We start from the raw sequence: 20,109 nt of genomic DNA, 5'->3' as shown, positions 1-20,109 counted from the left end.
GATGGAACCGTTGTCATCCTGCCGAGTCGAACGACCGCTGTTTGATCCGCAAAAGGAGCTTCTCGCATGTTTGCCCGTCTTGCCCGCCGACTGGCCGCGCTGGGCCTGCTCGCCATGGCCGCCACGCCGCTCGCCAGCCACGCCGGACTGCCGCCGGCCGTAGGCGATCAACCGCTGCCCTCGCTGGCGCCGATGCTGGAAAAAGTGACGCCCGCGGTGGTCAACATCTCCACCAAGACCCGCGTGCAGGTGCGCGACCCGTTCTTCGACGACCCGGTGTTCCGCCAGTTCTTCGGCCTGTCCGGCGTGCCCCGCTCGCGGGTGGAGCAGAGCCTGGGCTCGGGCGTGATCGTGGATGCGGCCAAGGGCTACATCCTTACCAACAACCATGTGGTCGGCGGTGCCGACGACATCACGGTGACCTTGCAGGACGGCCGCGACTTCAAGGGCAAGCTGGTGGGCACCGACCCGGAGACCGACGTGGCGGTGGTGCAGATCCAGGCCAGCGGCCTGCAGGCACTGCCGATGGCGGACTCGTCCAGGCTGCGCGTGGGCGACTTCGTGGTGGCGGTGGGCGACCCGTTCGGGCTGGGCCAGACGGTGACCTCGGGCATCGTCTCCGCGCTGGGCCGTTCGGGCCTGGGCGGCTCGGGCTACCAGAACTTCATCCAGACCGATGCCTCGATCAACCCGGGCAATTCCGGCGGCGCGCTGGTGAACCTGCGCGGCGAGCTGGTGGGCATCAACACCATGATCCTCTCGCCCTCGGGCGGCAACGTGGGCATCGGCTTCGCCATCCCGACCAACCTCAGCGGCGAGGTGATGCAGCAGCTGATTGCCAACGGCAAGGTCAACCGCGGCAACCTGGGCGTGGAGACGCAGGACATCACCCCGCGCATCGCCAAGGTGCTGGGCCTGAAGGACACCAATGGCGCGGTGGTGACGCGCGTGACCGCCGGCTCGGCGGCGGAGACGGCCGACATCCAGGTGGGCGACGTGATCATCGCCATCGACGGCAAGCCGCTGCGCAACGCGCAGGAGCTGCGCAACGCCGAGGGCCTGCTGCCCATCGGCAGCACGGTGAAGCTCACCGTGCTGCGCAACGGCAGCGCGCGCGAGGTGACTGCCCGGCTGGCGCCCGAGAAGCTGGCCACGCTGGACGGGGCCAAGCTGGACCCGCGGCTGGCCGGCGTCACCTTCAGCGAGCTACCGCAGAACATGCGGGGCCAGGGCGTCGCCGGCGTGGGCATCAGCGCGGTGCGTCCGAACAGCCGCGCCGCGCAGGCGGGCCTTGAGACCAGCGACATCGTGATCGGCATTGGCAACCTGCGCGTGCCCGACCTGCGCACGCTGCAACGGCTGGCCGGCGTGAATCCGCGCCAGCTGGTGCTGGTGGTGTCGGGCGACGATGGCGTGCGCTATGTGGAGATCCGCTAGCCGGGGCCATACCGATTCGTCATCCCGGCGCAGGCCGGGATGACGTCGTTAGGTGCCACCTCGCAAGGGACACCCTTAGAGCCTGTTCACGATTTTCCCGGCGCGGGCTACGGGAAGATCGTGAACAGGCTCTTAGTCATTTGCCGTCGCATCTCGACTGCGACCGTACAGGTCGCGCTGAGACGAGCAACCCCCGATGAACGGGGGCCATCCCACGTGCCCGGCGTCGCGTTTTTCCCCGGTGCGGACCCACGAATTCGCTTGATGTTTGCCGTTGAGCTGGCTGAAATACCCTAATCACATCGCTTCCCGCACGCGCGCCTGGCCAAGGCGGCCGCGAACGCCACTTTTCCTGTTCCGGGGTTCCCCACCACCATGTCGTCTTTCCGATTTTCCCGCCTGTTTTTCGTTGCGCTGATTACCGCATGCGCGGCCAGCGGTGCCCTCGCCGCCGGCAAGGCCAAGACCAAGCCGTCCAAGCCGGCCGCACCCGCGCTGCCCTCCCTGGTCTGGCGCGGCGACTACGCCACCGCGCGCGGCGTGGTCGACGATGTGAGCAAGGCCTGGGAAAAGAGCGGCAAGGGCCGCATCGACGTGCAGCCGTTCAACACCGCCTCGGGCCTGGACGCGGTGGCGCACGGCCTGGCCGACGTGGCCGGCAGCGCGCGCGGCAGCGCGGGCGGCACCGAGAGCGATCTGGTGTTCACCCCGGTGGCGTTCGATGCGCTGGTGATGATTACCCACCCGTCCAACAGCGTGCCCAACCTCACCGTCAAGCAACTGCACGACATCTACTTCGGCAAGATCACCAACTGGAAGGACGTGGGCGGCAAGGACGCGCCGATCGACCTGTACGCCGTGGCCAGCCCTGGCGACGGCGTGGAATACAGCCTGCGCCGCCTGATCTTTGGCCGCGGCAACCAGCCGGTGGCGGCGCCGCGCCTGTACGTGAACACCACCAAGCTGGAAGAGGCGGTGACGCTCGACCCGAATGCGCTGGGCGTGACCACCCTGTCCGGCGTGGCCGCCAACACCAAGGTGCGCATGGTCAACGTCGATGGCGTGCATCCGAGCCTGGCCACCGTCTCCGACGGCAGCTACCTGCTGTATACCCCGCTGTACCTGGTGACCAACCGCAACAACCCCAAGACTGCGCAGATCCAGGCCTTCATGGAATTCCTGCACACCGACCAGGTGAAGGCGCTGGCCCGCCAGCACCAGTTGGTGCCGTACACCGATGCACCGCAGCTGGCCGAGAACGACAAGGCCCGCCGCGAGAAGCTGCTGGCCGAGAACGGCATCCCGATGCCGGACGAGCCGGCCCCGGCGCCCGCACCGGAAACGACGCCGGTGGCCGCCCCCGGCGCCACCTATGCCGCAGGCGCCGCCGCCGCGCCGACCTCGGAGCAGACGCTGGCCGCCAAGCAGGCCATGGACGTGCGCAACAGCACGGATGCCGTGGCGACGACCGCCAGCCCCACGGCCAGCCAGACCCACACGGTGACCAAGGGCGATACCTTGTCGACCATCGCCAAGAAATATTCGGTGACGGTGGCCCAGCTCAAGAGCTGGAATCATCTCTCCAGCGACAACCTGAAGCTGGACCAGGTATTGCAGGTCAGCGGCAACTGAGCGCGGAGGGCGGCGTGCGCATCCGCGCCCTCACGCTCGACCTGGACGACACCCTGTGGCCGGTCCTGCCGGCCCTGGAGCGCGCGGACCGCGACCTGGACGCGTACCTGCGCCAGCACTATCCCGACGTGGCGCGCGCGTGGCCCATCCCGGCCATGCGCGCGCTGCGCGCCGAGGTGGCCGCCGAGCGCACCGACCTTGCCCATGACTTCACCACGCAGCGCCACCTCACCATGCGGCGCGCGTTCGCCCACTGCGGCATCGACGAGGCGCCGCTGGAAACGCTATGGGAGATCTACTTCGCCGCCCGCAACAGCGTCGAGCTGTATCCCGACAGCCTGCCCGCGCTGCAACGCATCGCCGGGCGCTGGCCGGTGGCCAGCCTGACCAACGGCAACGCTGATCTGGACCGCATCGGCATCCGCACGCACTTCGCGCACCACGTGAGTGCCCGCGACGCCGGCGTGGCCAAGCCCGACCCGCGCATCTTCACTGCCGCCGCCGAGCGGCTGGGGCTGGCGCCCGGGGAAATCCTGCACGTGGGCGACGACCCGGAACTGGACGTGGTGGGTGCGCGCGAGGCGGGGTTGCGCACGGCCTGGATCAACCGCGCCGGCCATCCCTGGCCCGGCGCGCTGGGGTCGGCGCCGGACCTGGACCTGCGCGACATGGGCGAGCTGGCTGACTGGCTGGAGCGCGAGGGCTGACGTTGCTCTGCGTGGTGGCGCAGCGCGCTTACCCCCTCCCAGCCTCCCCCTGCAAGCAGGGGGAGGAGCATAAGCATGCACTGCTCCCTCCCCTGCACGCAGGGGAGGGCTGGGGAGGGGTAAGCCGACTAGCGCAGACGCTACACGCGCTCAGCCCGCGCGCTCGAACACCATGCCCTGCGGGTGCGACGGCAGCGGCTCCATCAGCCAATGGTCGGCCAGCAGGAAGGCGAACAGTGCCATCAGGTACACGATGGAGTAGTTGAACACCTTCATCGCGAAGAACTCGTCCGGCGGGTCGAGCAGGCGGATCGCGTAATAGAGGAACCCCGCGCCCAGTACGACGGCACCGCCGAGGTAGATCCATCCGCTGTAGCCGGTCAACGCGGGCAGCAGGGTCACCAGCACCAGCAGGATGGTGTAGAACAGCACGTGCCAGCGCGTGAACACTACGCCGTGCGTCACCGGCAGCATCGGCACCTGCGCGCGTGAGTAGTCGTCGCGGCGGAAGATGGCCAGCGCCCAGAAATGCGGCGGCGTCCACACGAAGATGATCAGGCACAGCTGCAGCGCAAATGGATGCAGCGCGCCGGTGACGGCGGTCCAGCCCAGCACCGGGGGGATCGCGCCGGCCAGGCCGCCGATCACGATGTTCTGCGGCGTGGCGCGCTTGAGATAGGCGGTGTAGATCACCGCGTAGCCGATCAGGCCGCCGAAGGTGAGCAGCGCGGTCAGCGGGTTCACCAGCAGCACCAGCACCAGCATCGACAACGCGCCCAGCGCCAGCGCGAAAGTGAGCACCTGCCGCGGCGTGAGATGTCCGGTCGCCAGCGGGCGATGCGCGGTGCGCGCCATCACCTTGTCGATGCGCTGGTCGATCAGGTGGTTGAACGCGGCGGCGGAGCCGGAGGCCATCCAGATGCCCAGCGTGCCGAACACCAAGGCGCGCCAGGGCGGCACGCCCGGCACGGCCAGGAACATGCCGATCACCGCGCAGAACACCAGCAGCGCGACGACGCGCGGCTTGGTCAGTTCCATGTATTCGTGGAAACGGTGGGTCATGCTTATCGGTGTCCGTAGGCCAGGAACAGGGCATCCTCGCGACGCCGTTGCGTGCGCGCCAGCGTTGCCAGCAGGGTGAACAGCAGCAGCGCCGCCACGCCATTGTGCAGCGTGGCCACCGGCAGCGGCAGGCCGAAATGCACGTTGCTGATGCCCAGCAGCACCTGGGCCACCAGCACCACGGCGATCGCCAGCCCGTAGCCGCGCAGGCCGCGGCGTGAGACCCGGTGCGACAGCCAGGCCAGGTAGCAGAACACCACCAGGGCGCCGATGCGGTGGGCGATCTGGATCGCGCTGCGCGCGGCCATGTCGAGCACGCCGCCTTCGTAGTTCACGCCGATGCCGCGCCACAGCACGAAGCCCTCGCGGAAATCGGTGGGTGGCATCCACTGCCCCAGGCAGGTGGGAAAATCGGTGCCGCAGGCCAGCGCGGCATAGTTGGACGAGGTCCAGCCGCCCAGCGCGATCTGGCACAGCAGCAGCACGATGCCCAGTACCACGGCACGGCGCACGCCGGCATAGCCATCATCGCCGGCGCCGACCCCGGCAAAGCGCAGCGCCGCATAGGCCAGCAGCGCGAAGGTGGTGATGCCGCCCATCAGATGGCCCATCACCACGATGGGCTTGAGCAGCAGCGTCACCGTCCACATGCCCAGCATGGCCTGGAACACCACCACCGCCAGCGCCAGCACGCTGATGCGCCACGCATCGGGGCGATCGAGACCGAGCGCCGCCAGCAGCGGCAGGCCGATCGCCACCAGCGACAGCAGCAGCGACCAGTGATGCTCGCCGCGGATGTATAGCGCCACCCCTGCCGCCGCGCAGAGCGCGCCCACGATCACCGCGTAGCGCGCCCAGGCACGCCGCCAGCTGGCGACCAGCGCCAGCGCGAACACCAGCGTGCCCAACGTGCCGGCGAGGAAGCGATGCACCTGCTCGCGCCAGGCCTTGTGCGTCTCGTAGGGGCGATCGGGAAAGGCCTGGTTCGCCTGGGCGATCTCGTGCTGCTGCTCCGGCCAGGCGGCGCGGCCGTAGCAGGTCGGCCAATCCGGGCAGGACAGGCCCGCGTTGGAAAGGCGCACGAAGGCGCCGAACATCACCACGCCGAAGGCGAATACCGCGGCCAGCGACGCCAGGCCGCGCAGGACTTTGTGGGTACGGGCGGACATCAACGGATCACCTTCTGCAGATCCTTGCGCAGGCCGGAAGGATCGAAACCGGCGGGATAGTAGGAGAGCGCGGTGCCGTCCGATTCGACCAGCAGCGCGCTCACGCTGTCGGGCGTGGCCGGAGTGAACGGCGCAAACGCGCCCAGCGGGTCCTGCCCCAGCGTCCAGTAGTTCGTCATGCCGTTGGCCTCGGCGCCGGCCGGCGGCTTGCCCACGTAGAGCAGGCGCAGCCGCGAGGCGTTCTGGTTGAGCGTGATGCGCGCCGCGGCCATCTTGGTGAGCACGTCCAGGCAGCGCTGCGCGCAGTCGGGCCCGGCCAGCGCCAGCAGGGTGAGCTGCGGCTCCCTGGCGCGCCAGGTCCAGGTATCGCCATTGGCGAGCGAGACGGGAATCTGCTCGGCGGCGAAGTTGCGCTGCGGCGTCACCTGCTGCCCGTTGGCCTTGCCCGAGGGCTGCCAGCCGGCCAGCGTCAGCAGCATGGCCGCGACGATCGGCGCGGCGAACACCAGCATGATAAGCAGCAGCTTCAGGCGACTCGCGCGCAGCGCGGAAGGATCGGTTTGGCTCATGACTCGTCCGGGGGCCGGGTGGGGCGGCGGCGATGCAGCACCAGCAGCACCACCACCGCGACGACAGCGAAGGTGAACCACTGGAACGCGTAGGCGCGATGGCGCGCCGGCGGCATCGCGGAGAAATCGATGGTGTGCTCGCGCACGTAGATGGATGCCGTGTCCTGGTCCAGCGCCAGCACTTGCGGATACAGCGGCGCGCCGAGGTCGGCGGCCACCTGCGGCAGGTCGAGATACACGGTGGTCTTGGGCCATCGCGACTGGCGAGCCAGCGCATTGCCGCCCATCTCGAAGCCCACGCCCGGCGCCGGTACGTACAAGCCCTGCAACGCCTGCTCGCCGGCGGGCAGCGGTGGCAACTGCGGCGACTCGTCGGTACCGTTGCCCGGCAGGAAGCCCAGATCCACCAGCAGCAAACGGTCGCCGCCATGCGGACGGAAAGGCGCATAGACTTCCACGCCACCGCGCTGGTCGTGCCTGGGATTGTCCAGCAGGTAGAGCTTGTCGGCGATGTATGCACCCTGCACTTTCACGCGCGCATACGCATCGACGGGGGGCTTTTCGGCCACTGCGGCGAAGTCGCGCGGCGGCGCCGTTTCCGCTGCGGCATACCGTCGCAGAATGTGTTCCTTCTCATCCGCGCGATGCAGCTGCCACACGCCCAAACGTATGAACAACAAGGCACCCGCCGCCGTCAACAGCAGCGCGAACCAGGAAGGACGGCGCAGCCACTTCACGCGGAGGCACCGCGCACGGCCGCTATACTGCGGTTGTCGAAAACGTACGGACCTATCACGTGGAAACCATCTACAAATACGCGCTGGTGATCCTGCTGCTGGTGGTGCTGTTCAATCTCGGTCAGGCCCTGTACTTCATGATGACCGACAAGGAAGGCAGCAAGCGCACGGTGTGGGCGTTGACGCGCCGCATCGGTTTGTCGGTGCTGCTCATCCTCATGGTCATCCTTGGCATCTGGATGGGCTGGCTGCACCCGCACGGCGTGGGTCAGGCATTGTAGCGTCACCCCGCCGCAAGCGCTTCGCTGCGACATCCGGTTCGTTCGAAGGCCCGCCGATCGGCGGGCCTTCGCTTTGGCGGCTTCCCCTGTGGGAGCGCACCCTGTGCGCGACTTGGGAGTGGACGGTTCCGCTCCGTAGGCTTGTCGCGCGCAGGATGCGCTCCCACAAAAGCCAGGGAGAGAGAGGGGAAATGATGGGCACAAAAAAAGCCCGACTTGCGGCGGGCTTTTTGCTGCGGCGCGCCAGCGCCTCAGAGGATGTAGACGAACATGAACAGGCCCAGCCACACCACGTCGACGAAGTGCCAGTACCAGGCCACCGCCTCGAAGCCGAAGTGGTGTTCCTTGCTGAAATGGCCCTTGGCCACGCGCAGCCAGATCACCGCCAGCATGATGGTGCCCAGCGTCACGTGCATGCCGTGGAAGCCGGTGAGCATGAAGAAGGTCGAGCCGTAGACACCGCTCTGCAGGGTCAGGTTCAGTTCCTTGTACGCCTCCATGTACTCGTGCGCCTGGAAGTACAGGAAGGTGGCGCCCAGCAGCACGGTGAGGCCGAGGAACACCAGGATCTTGCCGCGATGCCCCGCCTTCAGCGCATGGTGCGCGATGGTGATGGTCACGCTGGAGGAAAGCAGGATCAGCGTATTGATCAGCGGCAGGCCCCATGGCGCCACCGTCTGGAAATCGCCGCCGATGCGCTCCGGGCCGTTGCCGCCGCCGGCGCCCCACGCCGCGGTGTAGTCGCTCCACAGGAACTGGTGGGTCAGCACGCCGTGGCCTTCGCCGCCCAGCCACGGCACCGCGAACATGCGGGCGTAGAACAGCGCGCCGAAGAAGGCGCCGAAGAACATCACCTCGGAGAAGATGAACCACATCATGCCCATGCGGAACGAGCGGTCCACCTGGGTGTTGTAGCTGCCGGCCAGCGACTCGCGGATCACCGAGCGGAACCAGCCGAAGAACATCAGCAGGACGCCGAGAAAGCCGACGCCGAGCACGGTCTTGCCGAAGCTGGCCTCGCCCGGCGGTGCGTTGAGCCAGTGCGCGGCACCGAACACGGTGACGAACATGACCACCGCGGCCACGATCGGCCACTGGCTCTTGGCCGGTACGAAATAAGCGCCTTGCTGCTGACCACCCATGCTGAGATCCCCGTGGAATTCTCTTGTTTACTTCCGTTCCCGCGTCGTCCGCGGCAACTGCAACCCGCCGCGCCTCACCGGCGCAACGGAGGAATACTGCGGCGGCCGCGTGTCAGGAATACCTCAACCCCTGCAGCAGCGAAAGCAGGAAGATCGCGAAGGCAATCGCACCGACCACCATCGCGGTGCGGCGCGCTCCCTTCTTCCGTGCTTCCTCGATCACTGGCCTGGAGGTCTGCTTCATCCGCTTCGCTTCCGCCCGCCCCGGCGCGAGGCCGGAGCGGTCATGCAAGGTTTCAATCTTCGACGTGGCCGTGGGCCAGTTCTTCGTCATGGATCACCGGCGGCACCTCGAAGGTGTGGAACGGCGCCGGCGAGGGCACGGTCCACTCCAGGCCCTTGGCGCCCTCCCACGCGCGGTCCGGGGCTTTCTTCTTGGAGAACCACACGGCATGCACGATCACGCCCACGAAGATCAGTTGCGAGGCGCCGAACAGGAACCCGCCGATCGAGCTGATCATGTTGAAGTTGGCGAACGCGACGTTGTAGTCGGGGATGCGGCGCGGCATGCCGGCCAGGCCCAGGAAATGCTGCGGGAAGAACAGCACGTTCACCCACACCACGCTGTTCCAGAAATGGATCTTGCCCCAGGTCTCCGAGTACATGTGGCCGGTCCACTTCGGCAGCCAGTAGTAGGTGCCCGCGATGATGGCGAACACCGCGCCGGTCACCAGCACGTAGTGGAAGTGCGCCACCACGAAGTAGGAGTCGTGGTACTGGAAGTCGGCCGGCGCCAGCGCCAGCATCAGGCCGGAGAAGCCGCCGATGGTGAACAGGATGACGAAGGCGATGGCGAACAGCATCGGTGTCTCGAAGGTCATCGAGCCGCCCCACATGGTGCTGACCCAGTTGAACACCTTCACGCCAGTGGGCACCGCGATCAGCATCGTGGCGTACATGAAGAAGATCTCGCCGCCCAGCGGCAGGCCCACCGCGAACATGTGGTGCGCCCACACGATGAACGACAGGAAGGCGATCGAGGCGATCGCGAACACCATCGCCTTGTAGCCGAAGATCGGCTTGCGCGCGAAGGTCGGGATGATCTCGGACACCAGCCCGAAGGCCGGCAGGATCATGATGTAGACCTCGGGGTGCCCGAAGAACCAGAAGATGTGCTGGAACAGCACCGGGTCGCCGCCGCCGGCCGCGTTGAAGAAGCTGGTGCCGAAGTACTTGTCAGTGAGCAGCATGGTCACCGCGCCGGCCAGCACCGGCATCACCGCGATCAGCAGGAACGCGGTGATCAGCCAGCTCCACACGAACACCGGCATCTTCAGCAGGTCCATGCCCGGCGCGCGCATGTTGAGGATGGTGGCGATGATGTTGATCGCGCCCATGATCGAGCTGATGCCCATCAGGTGCACCGCGAACACCACGTAGGCCAGCGACTCGCCCTGCATCGACAGCGGCGGGTACATGGTCCAGCCGCCGGCCGGGCCGCCGCCGGGCAGGAACAGCGTGGACAACAGCAGCGCGAAGGCGAACGGCAGGATCCAGAACGAGAGGTTGTTCATGCGCGGCAGCGCCATGTCGGGCGCACCGATCATCAGCGGGATCATCCAGTTGCCCAGGCCCACGAAGGCCGGCATCACCGCGCCGAAGATCATGACCAGCGCATGCATCGTGGTCATCTCGTTGAAGAAGTACGGCTGCACCAGCTGCATGCCGGGCTTGAACAGCTCCGCGCGTATCACCATCGCGAAGCTGCCGCCGATGAAGAACATCAGCAGCGAGAACACCAGGTACAGCGTACCGATGTCCTTGTGGTTGGTGGACATGCACCAGCGCACGAAGAAGTTGCTGGGCGCGCCGTGATGATCGTCGTGATGATCGTGTGTAGCTGCGTGGGCCATGCCTTACACCTCTACCTAAATACGAATGCTGTGGATGGGCCGCTCAGCCCTGGTGGCCCTGGGAAACGGGTGCGTCGGTAGCCTGCGCGGTGGCGGGCGCGGCAGCGGTGGAGGCCGCCGCCGGGGCGGCGGGCTGCGCCGGCTTGCTGGCCTCCGCCTCCTGGTCGGCCAGCCACTTCTCGAAGTCGGCCTTCGGCACCGCCTTCACCACGATCGGCATGAAGCCATGGTCCTGGCCGCACAGTTCCGCGCACTGGCCGCGGTACTCGCCCGGCTCCCGGATGTTGGTCCAGGCCGCGTTGACGATGCCCGGGATGGCGTCCATCTTCCAGCCCAGCTGCGGCACCCACCACGAGTGGATCACGTCGCCCGCGGTGATCACGAAGCGGATCTTGGTGCCCACCGGCACCACCAGCGGCTTGTCGACGTTGATCAGGTAGGTGTTGTAGCCATCCACCTTCACCGCATTCGGATCGAGGCCCGAATCGAGCTGGCGGGTCTCGTCGCTCTCGCGGTCGAGCTTGGACATGAAGCCGACCTTCTCGATCGCCTTGCCCTTGTAGTCGACGTAGTCGTAGCGCCACTTCCACTGGTAGCCGGTGACCTTGACGGTCATCTCCGAGCCGGTGGTGTCGGCGAAGGTGCGCAGGCCGCCGGTGGCAAGGTAGGCCAGCACGATCAGGATGATCACCGGGATGGTGGTCCACACGATTTCCAGCGTGGTGTTGTGCGACCACTTCTCGGCCACCGCGCCGCGCGACTTGCGGAAGCGGAACATGGCGATGAACATCGCGCCGAACACCAGGATGCCGATGACGACGCAGACACCGAGCGCGACGTTGTTGAGGAAGTACGCCTCCGGCGACCACTCGGACACGCCGCGCGTCATGTTCAACTGCCCTGGCTGCGGATTGGCGAACGCCACGCCGCCGAACATGGTGAAGGCGAGGAGCGCGCATGCCGCAACCGCTCGCTTGATACTGCCAGGCCTGATGCCGCCAGATGTCATGTCTTTGACCTTTGTTGAACCTACCTGCGCTGCGGACCACGGTGGATGTCGGCCAGCAACACCATGAGTTTCCTTGACAGCTCGGCACGCTCCTCTTCCCCGAGGAAGGCCCCGATTTCCAGCTCCCGCCCATGCGACGTCAGCAGCAGGCGGTCCCTTCCCTTGCCGGGCACGAGTCGCACGCGCACCCAATACGTCTGAAAGCGCGCACTGCGCCGGCCTGGCAGGGATTGCACCTCCAGCGACGATTCGTCGAGGGTGATGCGCTCGCTGCGGTCGCCGGCCCGCCAGGCCACGCCAAGGGCGAAGGCCACCGCGGAGGACTCGACCAGTGCGAACAGCGGAGCGAACACATTCCCCTGCCACGCCCCCAGCACGGCCGTCGTCAGCGCCAGCGCCGCCAGTACTCCGATCAATCGACGCAGGTCGCGGCGGCTGAGTGAACGATTGGGCTTGAGCCACATCGTCGCGCACGGCAAGCCGGCAGCTGCTGGTCGAAGCACGATCATGAGAACCCGGCGTGCCTGGAACGCAGGCATGATAGGCCGCCAACGTGTCGATGGGCAAGAATGCCGCAGACCGTTGATTTGATAACGGATGGCGGCCTGTGCCGTAGGGATGGGTGTGTGTCGCGCGCTGGTGGATGCCGGTTGCGGGGTTGGGATTGGGGTGCGGGGGCACGACGACCGATGGCCGGCGCATGATTTGCCGCCGAGGCGCGTCGCGCAGGAGCAATGACTCGGATGTGGCAAACTGCCGCACCCACGCATGCCTTGCAACGTCTGTACGACCCGGCCCTCCAGCCCCGCATATATATGTATGGCGCCTGCCGCACCGCAGCAGCGCCGCACGGATGCGTACGCCCCACCCCACGCGTACAATCCCGCGATTCCCCGCCCCACCCAGCTCCTGGCCAACCCGTGACCCAACCCATACTCAGCCCCGAACTCCCGACCGGTGTCGAGCCGGCGCGCGCGCGCATCACCGCCCACTGGCTGCGCGACGAAACCGAAGCAGTCAACGACCTGCTGGCCCAGGCCACCCTGCCCCCGGCCGAGCGCGAAAAGGTGATCGACCTGGCCGCCGACCTGGTGACCCGCGTGCGCGCCCGCGCCAAGGACCAGAGCGCGGTGGAGTCCTTCATGCGCCAGTACGACCTGTCCTCGGAGGAAGGCGTGCTGCTGATGTGCGTGGCCGAGGCGCTGCTGCGCATTCCCGACAAGAGCACCGCGGACAAGCTGATCCGCGACAAGCTGGGCGACGCCAACTGGAAGAAGCACCTGGGCCAGAGCGAGTCGTTGTTCGTCAACGCCTCCACCTGGGGCCTGATGCTCACCGGCAAGCTGGTGAACCTGGCCGAAGACACCCGCCACGACTTCACCGGCGCGCTGCGCCGCCTGGTGGGTCGCGCGGGCGAACCGGCGATCCGCCTCGCGGTGCGCCAGGCCATGCGCATCATGGGCCACCAGTTCGTGATGGGGCAGACCATCAGCGATGCGCTGGACCGCTGCGCGCAGAAGGAATACGCGGTGTACCGCTATTCCTACGACATGCTGGGCGAATCCGCGCTCACCGGCGAGACCGCCGAGCGCTACCAGCAGGACTACCGCAACGCGATCGCCTCGATCGGCTCGCGCGGCCCGTTCGCCAACCACACGGATGCGCCGTCGATCTCGGTGAAGCTCTCCGCGCTGCATCCGCGCTACGAGGTGGCCAAACGCGAGATCGCCCGCCGCGACCTCACCGCCAAGCTGCTGGAGCTGTCCCAGCTGGCCATGAAGCACGGCATCGCACTGTCGGTGGACGCCGAGGAGGCCGAGCGCCTGGAGCTGTCGCTGGACATCATCGGCGATGTGTTCGCGCATCCCTCGCTGCAGGGCTGGAACGGCCTCGGCATCGTGGTGCAAGCTTATTCCAAGCGCACCCCGTTCGTGATCGACTGGCTGATCGAGACCGCCCGCGCCAGCGGCCGCCGCTGGTACGTGCGCCTGGTGAAGGGTGCCTACTGGGACGCGGAAGTGAAGCGCGCGCAGGAGAACGGCCTCAGCGGCTACCCGGTGTATACGCGCAAGCCGAACACCGACGTCTCCTACCTGGCCTGCGCGCGCAAGCTGTTCGACGCCGGCGTGGAGCTGATCTACCCACAGTTCGCCACGCACAACGCGCACACCATCGCCGCCGTGCACCACATCGCGCAGGGCCGCCCGTACGAGTACCAGCGCCTGCACGGCATGGGCACCGACCTCTACGCCGAGGTGATCGGCCCGGCGAACCTCAACGTGCCGTGCCGCGTGTACGCGCCGGTGGGCACGCACGAGGACCTGCTGCCCTACCTGGTGCGCCGCCTGCTGGAAAACGGCGCCAACACCAGTTTCGTCAACCGCGTGGTGGACGAGAGCCTGCCGGTGCGCGAGCTGGTCGCCGATCCGTGCGAAACCGTGCGTTCCTTCGCCTCCATCCCCCACCCGCGCATTCCGCTGCCGGTCAACCTGTTTGGTGAACTTCGGAAGAATTCCATGGGCGTCAACTTCTCCAACGACAACGAACTGAAAGCCCTGGCCGAGGCGATCAACGCCAAGTCCGGCCCCTGGACAGCCGAACCGCTGGTGCCCGGCGCCAGGAGCGCGGGCGCCACCGTGCAGGTGACCAACCCGGCCGACCGCCGCCAGGTGGTGGGCAGCTACGTCACCGCCGACAGCCCCACGGTCGAGAAAGCCCTGGCCAATGCGGTCGCCGCCCAGCCCGGCTGGGACCGCCTGCCGGCCGCCAGCCGCGCCGCCATCCTGGAACATGCCGCCGAACAGCTCGAAGCACGCCGCGGCGAGTTCATCGCACTGTGCGTGCGCGAGGCGGGTAAGAGCCTGCCGGACTCGATCGCCGAGATCCGCGAGGCCGCCGACTTCCTGCGTTACTACGCCACCATGGCGCGCCGCCTGTTCGGCCATCCCGAGCAGTTGCCCGGCCCCACCGGCGAGAGCAACCAGCTGTTCCTCAACGGCCGCGGCGTGTTCGTCTGCATCAGCCCGTGGAACTTTCCGCTGGCGATCTTCCTGGGCCAGGTCAGCGCCGCGCTGGCCGCCGGCAATGCGGTGATCGCCAAGCCCGCCGAGCAGACCAGCCTGATCGGCCATGCCGCGGTGAAGCTGCTGCACGAAGCCGGCGTGCCCGCCGAGGTGCTGCAGTACCTGCCGGGCGACGGCGCCACCGTCGGCGCCGCGTTGACCCGCGACCCGCGTGTGGCTGGCGTGGCCTTCACCGGCTCGACCGAGACCGCCTGGGCGATCAACCGCGCGCTGGCCGCGCGCAACGCGCCGATCGCCGCGCTGATCGCCGAGACCGGCGGCCAGAACGCGATGATCGCCGATTCCTCCGCGCTGCCCGAGCAGATCGTCAAGGACGTGATCGCCTCCGCCTTCCAGTCCGCCGGCCAGCGCTGCTCGGCCGCGCGCGTGCTGTTCGTGCAGGAGGACATCGCCGGCAAGGTGGTCGACATGCTGGCCGGCGCGATGGCCGAGCTGAAGGTCGGCGACCCGGGCCAGCTTTCCACCGACGTGGGCCCGGTGATCGACGAGGACGCCAAGGCGATCCTGGTCGAGCATGCCGCGCGCATGGACAAGGAGGCGAAGAAGATCGCCGAGGTCCCGCTCGACCCGGCCGCCACCGCCCACGGCACCTTCTTCGCGCCGCGCGCCTACGAGATTCCCTCGCTGGCCACGCTGACCCGCGAGGTGTTCGGCCCGGTACTGCACGTGATCCGCTGGAAGGCGGACGAGCTTCCGAAGGTGGTGGACGAGATCAACGCCACCGGCTACGGCCTCACGCTGGGCATCCACAGCCGCATCGACGACACCGTGGAATTCATCCAGAGCCACGCCCGCGTGGGCAACTGCTACGTCAACCGCAACCAGATCGGCGCGGTGGTCGGCGTGCAGCCGTTCGGCGGCGAAGGCCTCTCGGGCACCGGCCCGAAGGCGGGCGGCCCGCACTACCTGCTGCGTTTCGCCGGCGAGCGCACGCTCACCATCAACACCACGGCGGCCGGCGGCAACGCCTCGCTGCTGACCATCGGCGAGTGACGCTGAGGCCAGCGGCGGCCATGCGACGCTTCCCGCTGCTGGCCTGCCTGATGGCCCTGGTGCCGACGACGCCCTCGCACGCGTCATCGGCCACCAGCGACGAGCCGCATTTCCTCGCCACGCTGCAACTGGGCGCTGCGCCCAAGGTCCGCTACCTCGACGCGGCCGGCAAGCCGGTGGCTTATGCCGCGTTCGCGCAGCAGCTGGGCGAAGGCCGCGACTACAGCCTCACCAGCGACCGCCAGGCCGGCATGGCGGTGTTGCGGCTGCGTCCGCCGGGCGCACCGGCGGGCCGGTTCGCCTTCGGGCGCGGCGATGCATTCCCGCCGTTCGAGCTGCCCTCCCTGCAGGGCCAGACGCAGCGCCTCGCCGACTTCCATGGCCGCTACACGCTGGTGAGCTTCTTCTTCGCCGAGTGCGTGCCGTGCATCGCCGAGGTGCCCACGCTCAACGCCTATGCGCGCGAGCACGGCGACATGAACTTCGTGGCCATCACCTACCAGGACGCCGCCACCGCCGGCCTGTTCGTGCGGCTGCGCGGCCTGCGCTGGAACGTGCTGCACGACGGCCAGGGGCTGGTCGATACGCTGGGCGTGGGCGTCTATCCCACGCTGATGCTGCTCGATCCTTCCGGCCGCGTTGCCGGCGCGGCCGTGGGCATGTCGATGCGCGATACGCGGGAGAAGCGCCTGGCCGATCTCGAGCAGTGGATCGGGCAGTGGCGGAGGCCCTTGCCGGCGCGGTGAGGGCCACGTGGGTCGCGCACTGGGTGCGCTCCTACGGCACACCGCGATGTTGTAGGAGCGCACCCAGTGCGCGACCCGCCCTCCCTTCCATCAATACGGCGTCGGCTCGATCAACGCACGCTCGGCGGCGCACTGCGGCCCGGCGTTCGAGGGCGCCGTCCGGCGGTAGTCCGCCAGCTCCCCGCGCGCGGCCGCTAATTCCCGCTGAAAATCCCCGGTCGCATGCAGCGTCGCCACCACCGCCGCCCCGTTCATGGCGCCGGCCTCGATCGCGCTCAGGTTGTGCACGCCGCACACCACGCGACTGTCGGCGAAGGCGCGGGCGCGCAGCAGCAGGTCGGTGGCGCGGTCGGGCGCCAGTTCGGTCAACACCAGCCCCACCGCCCAGCCGCGCGTGGCATGGCCGGAGGGATAGTCGAAGCTGTGCGCCAGCAAGGCGGAGGACTGGCAGGTGGCGCCCGGGTCGATCAGGAATGGGCGTTGGCGCTGGTTGGCCTGCTTGGCGGGCCGGGTGGACGCATCGGCGGCGCTGCTGGTCCGCTCCACCAGCGCCGCCAACCTGGGCAGCTTGGCGGCGTCCAGCGGCACGCCCATGGCGCAGCTGAAATCGGCCAGCAGCTTCGGCGTGGCGTAGTCCACGTCGTTCTGCGCCAGCAGCCAGCGCGGCGAACCCGCCAACGGCCGGGTGGCGCGAAATACCTGGCGGTCCGCCTCGTATCGCGCCGAGCCGGCCTTGGGCGCGGCCGGCAGCAGTTCCGCCGTCTGCAGCGTGGCCGCCGCCGCGCCAGCTGTGGCGGGTGCGGATGGCGGCATCTGCGTCTGCACCGGCGCGCAACCGGCCATCCAGCACAGGCCCAGCCAAATGGCGGGGCGCTTCCAAGGCAGGGGCGTGTCCATCGGCTCTCTCCCAGGGCATGTAACGAGGGGGACGTGGTGCATTGCATAAAGCGGCAAACTGAACGACATGATATAGATCAATACAGGACCGGCTTGTCCGGTGTGTCGCCCTGGGGAGGGAGCAAGGCACGACCATGTCCGCTGGCGCAGACCATCCATTCGACGATGCGGCGCTGCTGCTGGGCGCCGATCCGCGCTATACCGCGGCCGAGACGCCGCCGAATGTCCTGGTGCACCTGGCCCAGCTGGCGCTCTCGCGCGGCCTGCGCTGCGATGGCTGGTTCGCCGGCTCGGGGCTGACCCGCGAGCAGCTCAACGACCCGACGCTGCGGGTGTCCTACCGGCAGGCCCGTTCGGTAATCCGGCGCGCCCTGCTGGCGACCGGCGACGCCGGCCTGGGGCTGGCCGTGGGTCGCTCGGAAACGCTGGGCAGCTTCGGCCTGCTGGGCCTGGCGATGATGACCTCCGCCACCTTCGGCGACGCCATGAAGGTAGGCATCGCCCACCATCGTGTGAGCGGCAGCCTGCTCGACGTGAGCTTCGAGGAGGTCGGCCCGCGCGAGGTGGCGCTGGCCGCATGGCCGCGCTTCAACGACCCGCCGCTGTTGCCGTTCCTGTGCGAGGAGCTGTTCGCCAGCTCGCTGGCGATCGCGCGCGAGCTGCTGGGACGGCATTTCCGCCCGTCGCGGCTGGAAGCGACCTACGCACGGCCGCCGCACGCCGAAGCGTATGCCGACTTTTTCCAATGCGAGTTGGTGTTCGGCGCGCGCTGCAACCGCGTGGTGCTGGACGTGCAATGGCTCGGGCATCCGCTGCCCGCGCACAACCCGCTCACCGCCCAGCAGGCGCTGGCGCTGTGCATGCAGCAACATGACACCGCCGGCATGCAACAGGAGATCGTGGCCTCGGTGGAACGCCTGCTGCGCAGCCATCTGCGCCAGCCGCCACGCCTGCCGGACGTGGCGCGCATGCTCAACATGAGCGAACGCTCGCTGCGCCGCCGGCTGGCCGAGAGCGGCCGCATCTTCCGCGAGATCCACGACCGCGTGCGCGCCGAGCGCGCGCTGGAACTGCTGCATGGCGGCAACCTCAGCGTGGCCGAGATCGGCCTGGAAATCGGTTTCAGCGACCCACGCGAATTCCGCCGCGCCTTCAAGCGCTGGACCGGCATGCCCCCACGCAACGCCCGCCGCCACGCGGCCTGACGCTTTCACGCCGCCTGCCGCTTTTTGTAGGAGCGCACCCTGTGCGCGAAAAGCCGACGAAGCGGCGACGCCACGGCCCCTTTATCTCCCTGGCGATCACCGTTCGCAGAGATAAACCGCGGCGCCGAGGTCGCGCACAGGGTGCGCTCCCACAGGAGAAGCGCCTCCACACTGGCCGATTTACCCCCCATCCACGCCACTGCCGCCCTCCCCGCCGCGACGCGATTCCCCGACAGTGAGGCGTCATTGCCGATAGCCGCTCCTGGGGAGGAAGGCGACCATGCGCAAGACCCTTTCGTTGCTTGCCCTGCCGTTGGTATTGGCCGCCTGCCACCATGAGGAACCGGCGGCGCAGAGCGGCGCCGACGCTTCGTTCGAGGCCAGGCTCCAGCAACAGCTGCTCGATGCCAAGCCGGGCAGCGTGATCGAGATCCCGGCCGGCCATTACCACCTGCAGCGTGGGCTCAGCCTGCGCACCGACGGCGTGACCCTCAAGGGCGCGGGCATGGAGCGGACCGTACTGTCGTTCAAGGGCCAGCTGGTGGGACCGGAAGGCCTGCTGGTCAATGCCAACGACTTCACCATCGAGAACCTCGCCATCGAGGACACCAAGGGCGATGCGCTGAAGATCAACCAGGGCCGCAACATCACCATCCGCGGCGTGCGCGTGGCGTGGACCGACGGCCCCAAGACCACCAACGGCGCTTACGGCCTGTATCCGGTAAAGACGCAGAACGTGCTGGTGGAGGATTGCGTGGTGATCGGCGCCTCCGACGCCGGCATCTACGTGGGCCAGTCCAGCAACATCGTGGTGCGCCGCAACCACGCCGAGTACAACGTGGCCGGCATCGAGATCGAGAACTCGGTGCACGCCGACGTGTACGACAACATCGCCACGCGCAACACCGGCGGCATCCTGGTGTTCAACATGCCCAACCTTTCGCAGGCCGGGCATGGCACTCGCGTGTTCAAGAACAAGGTGTTCGACAACAACACCGACAACTTCGCCGCCAAGGGCGCGGCGGTGGCCAGCGTGCCGCGGGGTTCGGGCGTGGTGGTGAACTCCAACGACAAGGTGGAGATCTTCGACAACGACATCGCCGACCACCGCACGGCCAACGTCATCGTCTCCAGCTATTTCTCCACCAACTACTACAACACCAAGGGCGTGGCGACGGACTACAACCCCTATCCCAAGGGCATCTTCATCTACGACAACCGCTTCAAGGGCGGCGGCGACTCGCCGGACGGGCTCAAGCTCAAGACGCTCAAGACCGCCGTGTACGGCCTCAACGGCAGGTTCCCGGACATCCTGTGGGACGGCTACGTGGACGAGAAGACCCTGGTGAACGGCCTGCCGCCGGCGGAGGACCGCTTCTGCATCCAGAACGGCGACGTGGGCGTGATCAACGCCGACGGCCCGCACGGCTACAAGAACCCCAGCACCGATACCAAGCCCTACCAGTGCACGCTGCCCAAGCTGCCGCCGGTGGTGCTCGATCCAGCCCCGAAAGCCTGAAGGCCCGC

The 20,109-nt window shown here is 67.9% G+C and carries 18 protein-coding genes; 8 read left to right on the top strand and 10 right to left on the bottom strand.

Annotated elements, in window-relative coordinates:
• Window positions 1-66 precede the first annotated feature (66 nt).
• From MJ605_RS17615 to MJ605_RS17605, 3 genes are all read left to right on the top strand, one after another.
• A complete protein-coding gene (locus MJ605_RS17615; RefSeq protein ID WP_243042849.1) occupies window positions 67-1,437 on the top strand; it encodes a Do family serine endopeptidase in 1,371 nt (456 codons plus the stop codon).
• Window positions 1,438-1,812: 375 nt separating this feature from the next.
• A complete protein-coding gene (locus MJ605_RS17610; RefSeq protein ID WP_243042848.1) occupies window positions 1,813-3,069 on the top strand; it encodes a LysM peptidoglycan-binding domain-containing protein in 1,257 nt (418 codons plus the stop codon).
• Between the two features lie 14 nt (window positions 3,070-3,083).
• A complete protein-coding gene (locus tag MJ605_RS17605; protein ID WP_243042847.1) occupies window positions 3,084-3,776 on the top strand; it encodes an HAD family hydrolase in 693 nt (230 codons plus the stop codon).
• A gap of 150 nt (window positions 3,777-3,926) precedes the next feature.
• Here the strand turns inward: MJ605_RS17605 and cyoE are convergent, their stop codons facing one another.
• The 4 genes from cyoE to MJ605_RS17585 are packed head-to-tail and all read right to left on the bottom strand — an operon-like array spanning window position 3,927 to window position 7,313.
• Complete coding sequence (gene cyoE / locus MJ605_RS17600; RefSeq protein ID WP_243042846.1) at window positions 3,927-4,838, bottom strand: heme o synthase; 912 nt, start codon at window positions 4,836-4,838, stop codon at window positions 3,927-3,929.
• Window positions 4,839-4,840: 2 nt separating this feature from the next.
• Window positions 4,841-6,007, bottom strand: a complete 1,167-nt coding sequence (locus tag MJ605_RS17595) for a COX15/CtaA family protein (RefSeq protein ID WP_243042845.1) — start codon at window positions 6,005-6,007, stop codon at window positions 4,841-4,843.
• Complete coding sequence (locus MJ605_RS17590; RefSeq protein ID WP_243042844.1) at window positions 6,007-6,576, bottom strand: hypothetical protein; 570 nt, start codon at window positions 6,574-6,576, stop codon at window positions 6,007-6,009. The genes MJ605_RS17595 and MJ605_RS17590 overlap by 1 nt, the downstream gene beginning before the upstream one ends.
• Window positions 6,573-7,313: an SURF1 family protein gene (locus MJ605_RS17585; RefSeq protein ID WP_243042843.1), complete on the bottom strand. Its 741-nt coding sequence runs from the start codon at window positions 7,311-7,313 to the stop codon at window positions 6,573-6,575. Before MJ605_RS17585 ends, MJ605_RS17590 begins: the two co-directional genes overlap by 4 nt.
• A gap of 59 nt (window positions 7,314-7,372) precedes the next feature.
• Between MJ605_RS17585 and MJ605_RS17580 the strand changes: the two genes are divergently transcribed.
• A complete protein-coding gene (locus tag MJ605_RS17580; RefSeq protein ID WP_243042842.1) occupies window positions 7,373-7,594 on the top strand; it encodes a twin transmembrane helix small protein in 222 nt (73 codons plus the stop codon).
• Window positions 7,595-7,845: 251 nt separating this feature from the next.
• Here MJ605_RS17580 and MJ605_RS17575 read toward each other — a convergent pair whose 3' ends face one another.
• The 5 genes from MJ605_RS17575 to MJ605_RS17555 all read right to left on the bottom strand — a co-directional run bounded on the left by MJ605_RS17575 (window position 7,846) and on the right by MJ605_RS17555 (window position 12,122).
• Entirely contained in the window at window positions 7,846-8,736 is an 891-nt protein-coding gene (locus MJ605_RS17575; RefSeq protein ID WP_243042841.1) for a cytochrome c oxidase subunit 3, read from the bottom strand.
• A 112-nt stretch (window positions 8,737-8,848) separates the two neighbouring features.
• Window positions 8,849-9,070, bottom strand: a complete 222-nt coding sequence (locus MJ605_RS17570; RefSeq protein WP_243042840.1) for a hypothetical protein — start codon at window positions 9,068-9,070, stop codon at window positions 8,849-8,851.
• Entirely contained in the window at window positions 9,033-10,649 is a 1,617-nt protein-coding gene (ctaD, locus tag MJ605_RS17565) for a cytochrome c oxidase subunit I (RefSeq protein WP_425601027.1), read from the bottom strand. The genes MJ605_RS17570 and ctaD overlap by 38 nt, the downstream gene beginning before the upstream one ends.
• 43 nt (window positions 10,650-10,692) lie before the next feature.
• Window positions 10,693-11,658 (bottom strand): cytochrome c oxidase subunit II, encoded by a 966-nt coding sequence (gene coxB / locus MJ605_RS17560; RefSeq protein ID WP_243042839.1) that lies wholly within the window; start codon window positions 11,656-11,658, stop codon window positions 10,693-10,695.
• A gap of 20 nt (window positions 11,659-11,678) precedes the next feature.
• On the bottom strand, window positions 11,679-12,122 hold the full coding sequence (locus MJ605_RS17555; protein WP_243042905.1) for a DUF2244 domain-containing protein: 444 nt from the start codon (window positions 12,120-12,122) through the stop codon (window positions 11,679-11,681).
• Window positions 12,123-12,578: 456 nt separating this feature from the next.
• Here MJ605_RS17555 and putA point away from each other — a divergent pair, with 456 nt between their 5' ends.
• Window positions 12,579-15,734: a bifunctional proline dehydrogenase/L-glutamate gamma-semialdehyde dehydrogenase PutA gene (gene putA, locus MJ605_RS17550; protein ID WP_243042838.1), complete on the top strand. Its 3,156-nt coding sequence runs from the start codon at window positions 12,579-12,581 to the stop codon at window positions 15,732-15,734.
• A gap of 20 nt (window positions 15,735-15,754) precedes the next feature.
• Window positions 15,755-16,480 (top strand): TlpA family protein disulfide reductase, encoded by a 726-nt coding sequence (locus tag MJ605_RS17545; RefSeq protein ID WP_243042837.1) that lies wholly within the window; start codon window positions 15,755-15,757, stop codon window positions 16,478-16,480.
• Window positions 16,481-16,570: 90 nt separating this feature from the next.
• Here the strand turns inward: MJ605_RS17545 and MJ605_RS17540 are convergent, their stop codons facing one another.
• A complete protein-coding gene (locus tag MJ605_RS17540) occupies window positions 16,571-17,377 on the bottom strand; it encodes an acid phosphatase (RefSeq protein WP_243042836.1) in 807 nt (268 codons plus the stop codon).
• 134 nt (window positions 17,378-17,511) lie between these two features.
• Between MJ605_RS17540 and MJ605_RS17535 the strand changes: the two genes are divergently transcribed.
• Together MJ605_RS17535 and MJ605_RS17530 are read left to right on the top strand one after the other, a co-directional pair.
• Window positions 17,512-18,582, top strand: coding sequence for an AraC family transcriptional regulator (locus tag MJ605_RS17535; RefSeq protein ID WP_243042835.1), 1,071 nt, complete (start codon window positions 17,512-17,514; stop codon window positions 18,580-18,582).
• A 280-nt stretch (window positions 18,583-18,862) separates the two neighbouring features.
• Window positions 18,863-20,101: a parallel beta-helix domain-containing protein gene (locus tag MJ605_RS17530; protein WP_243042834.1), complete on the top strand. Its 1,239-nt coding sequence runs from the start codon at window positions 18,863-18,865 to the stop codon at window positions 20,099-20,101.
• The last annotated feature ends 8 nt before the right edge of the window (window positions 20,102-20,109 follow it).

Origin of the sequence: Dyella sedimenti, from assembly GCF_022760995.1 — a bacterium.
Lineage (GTDB): Bacteria > Pseudomonadota > Gammaproteobacteria > Xanthomonadales > Rhodanobacteraceae > Dyella > Dyella sedimenti.
The sequence above is the reverse complement of the archived record's forward strand: the minus strand, read 5'-3'. Positions and strand labels throughout refer to the sequence as shown.

Excerpts from the sequence above, each read along its gene's own strand:
- MJ605_RS17615 (WP_243042849.1), top strand. The coding sequence starts at position 67 with ATGTTTGCCCGTCTTGCCCGCCGACTGGCCGCGCTGGGCCTGCTCGCC.
- MJ605_RS17610 (WP_243042848.1), top strand. The coding sequence starts at position 1,813 with ATGTCGTCTTTCCGATTTTCCCGCCTGTTTTTCGTTGCGCTGATTACC.
- cyoE (WP_243042846.1), bottom strand. The coding sequence starts at position 4,838 with ATGACCCACCGTTTCCACGAATACATGGAACTGACCAAGCCGCGCGTC.
- MJ605_RS17595 (WP_243042845.1), bottom strand. The coding sequence starts at position 6,007 with ATGTCCGCCCGTACCCACAAAGTCCTGCGCGGCCTGGCGTCGCTGGCC.
- MJ605_RS17590 (WP_243042844.1), bottom strand. The coding sequence starts at position 6,576 with ATGAGCCAAACCGATCCTTCCGCGCTGCGCGCGAGTCGCCTGAAGCTG.
- MJ605_RS17575 (WP_243042841.1), bottom strand. The coding sequence starts at position 8,736 with ATGGGTGGTCAGCAGCAAGGCGCTTATTTCGTACCGGCCAAGAGCCAG.
- MJ605_RS17570 (WP_243042840.1), bottom strand. The coding sequence starts at position 9,070 with ATGACGAAGAACTGGCCCACGGCCACGTCGAAGATTGAAACCTTGCAT.
- ctaD (WP_425601027.1), bottom strand. The coding sequence starts at position 10,649 with ATGGCCCACGCAGCTACACACGATCATCACGACGATCATCACGGCGCG.
- coxB (WP_243042839.1), bottom strand. The coding sequence starts at position 11,658 with ATGACATCTGGCGGCATCAGGCCTGGCAGTATCAAGCGAGCGGTTGCG.
- MJ605_RS17555 (WP_243042905.1), bottom strand. The coding sequence starts at position 12,122 with ATGTGGCTCAAGCCCAATCGTTCACTCAGCCGCCGCGACCTGCGTCGA.
- MJ605_RS17545 (WP_243042837.1), top strand. The coding sequence starts at position 15,755 with ATGCGACGCTTCCCGCTGCTGGCCTGCCTGATGGCCCTGGTGCCGACG.
- MJ605_RS17540 (WP_243042836.1), bottom strand. The coding sequence starts at position 17,377 with ATGGACACGCCCCTGCCTTGGAAGCGCCCCGCCATTTGGCTGGGCCTG.
- MJ605_RS17535 (WP_243042835.1), top strand. The coding sequence starts at position 17,512 with ATGTCCGCTGGCGCAGACCATCCATTCGACGATGCGGCGCTGCTGCTG.
- MJ605_RS17530 (WP_243042834.1), top strand. The coding sequence starts at position 18,863 with ATGCGCAAGACCCTTTCGTTGCTTGCCCTGCCGTTGGTATTGGCCGCC.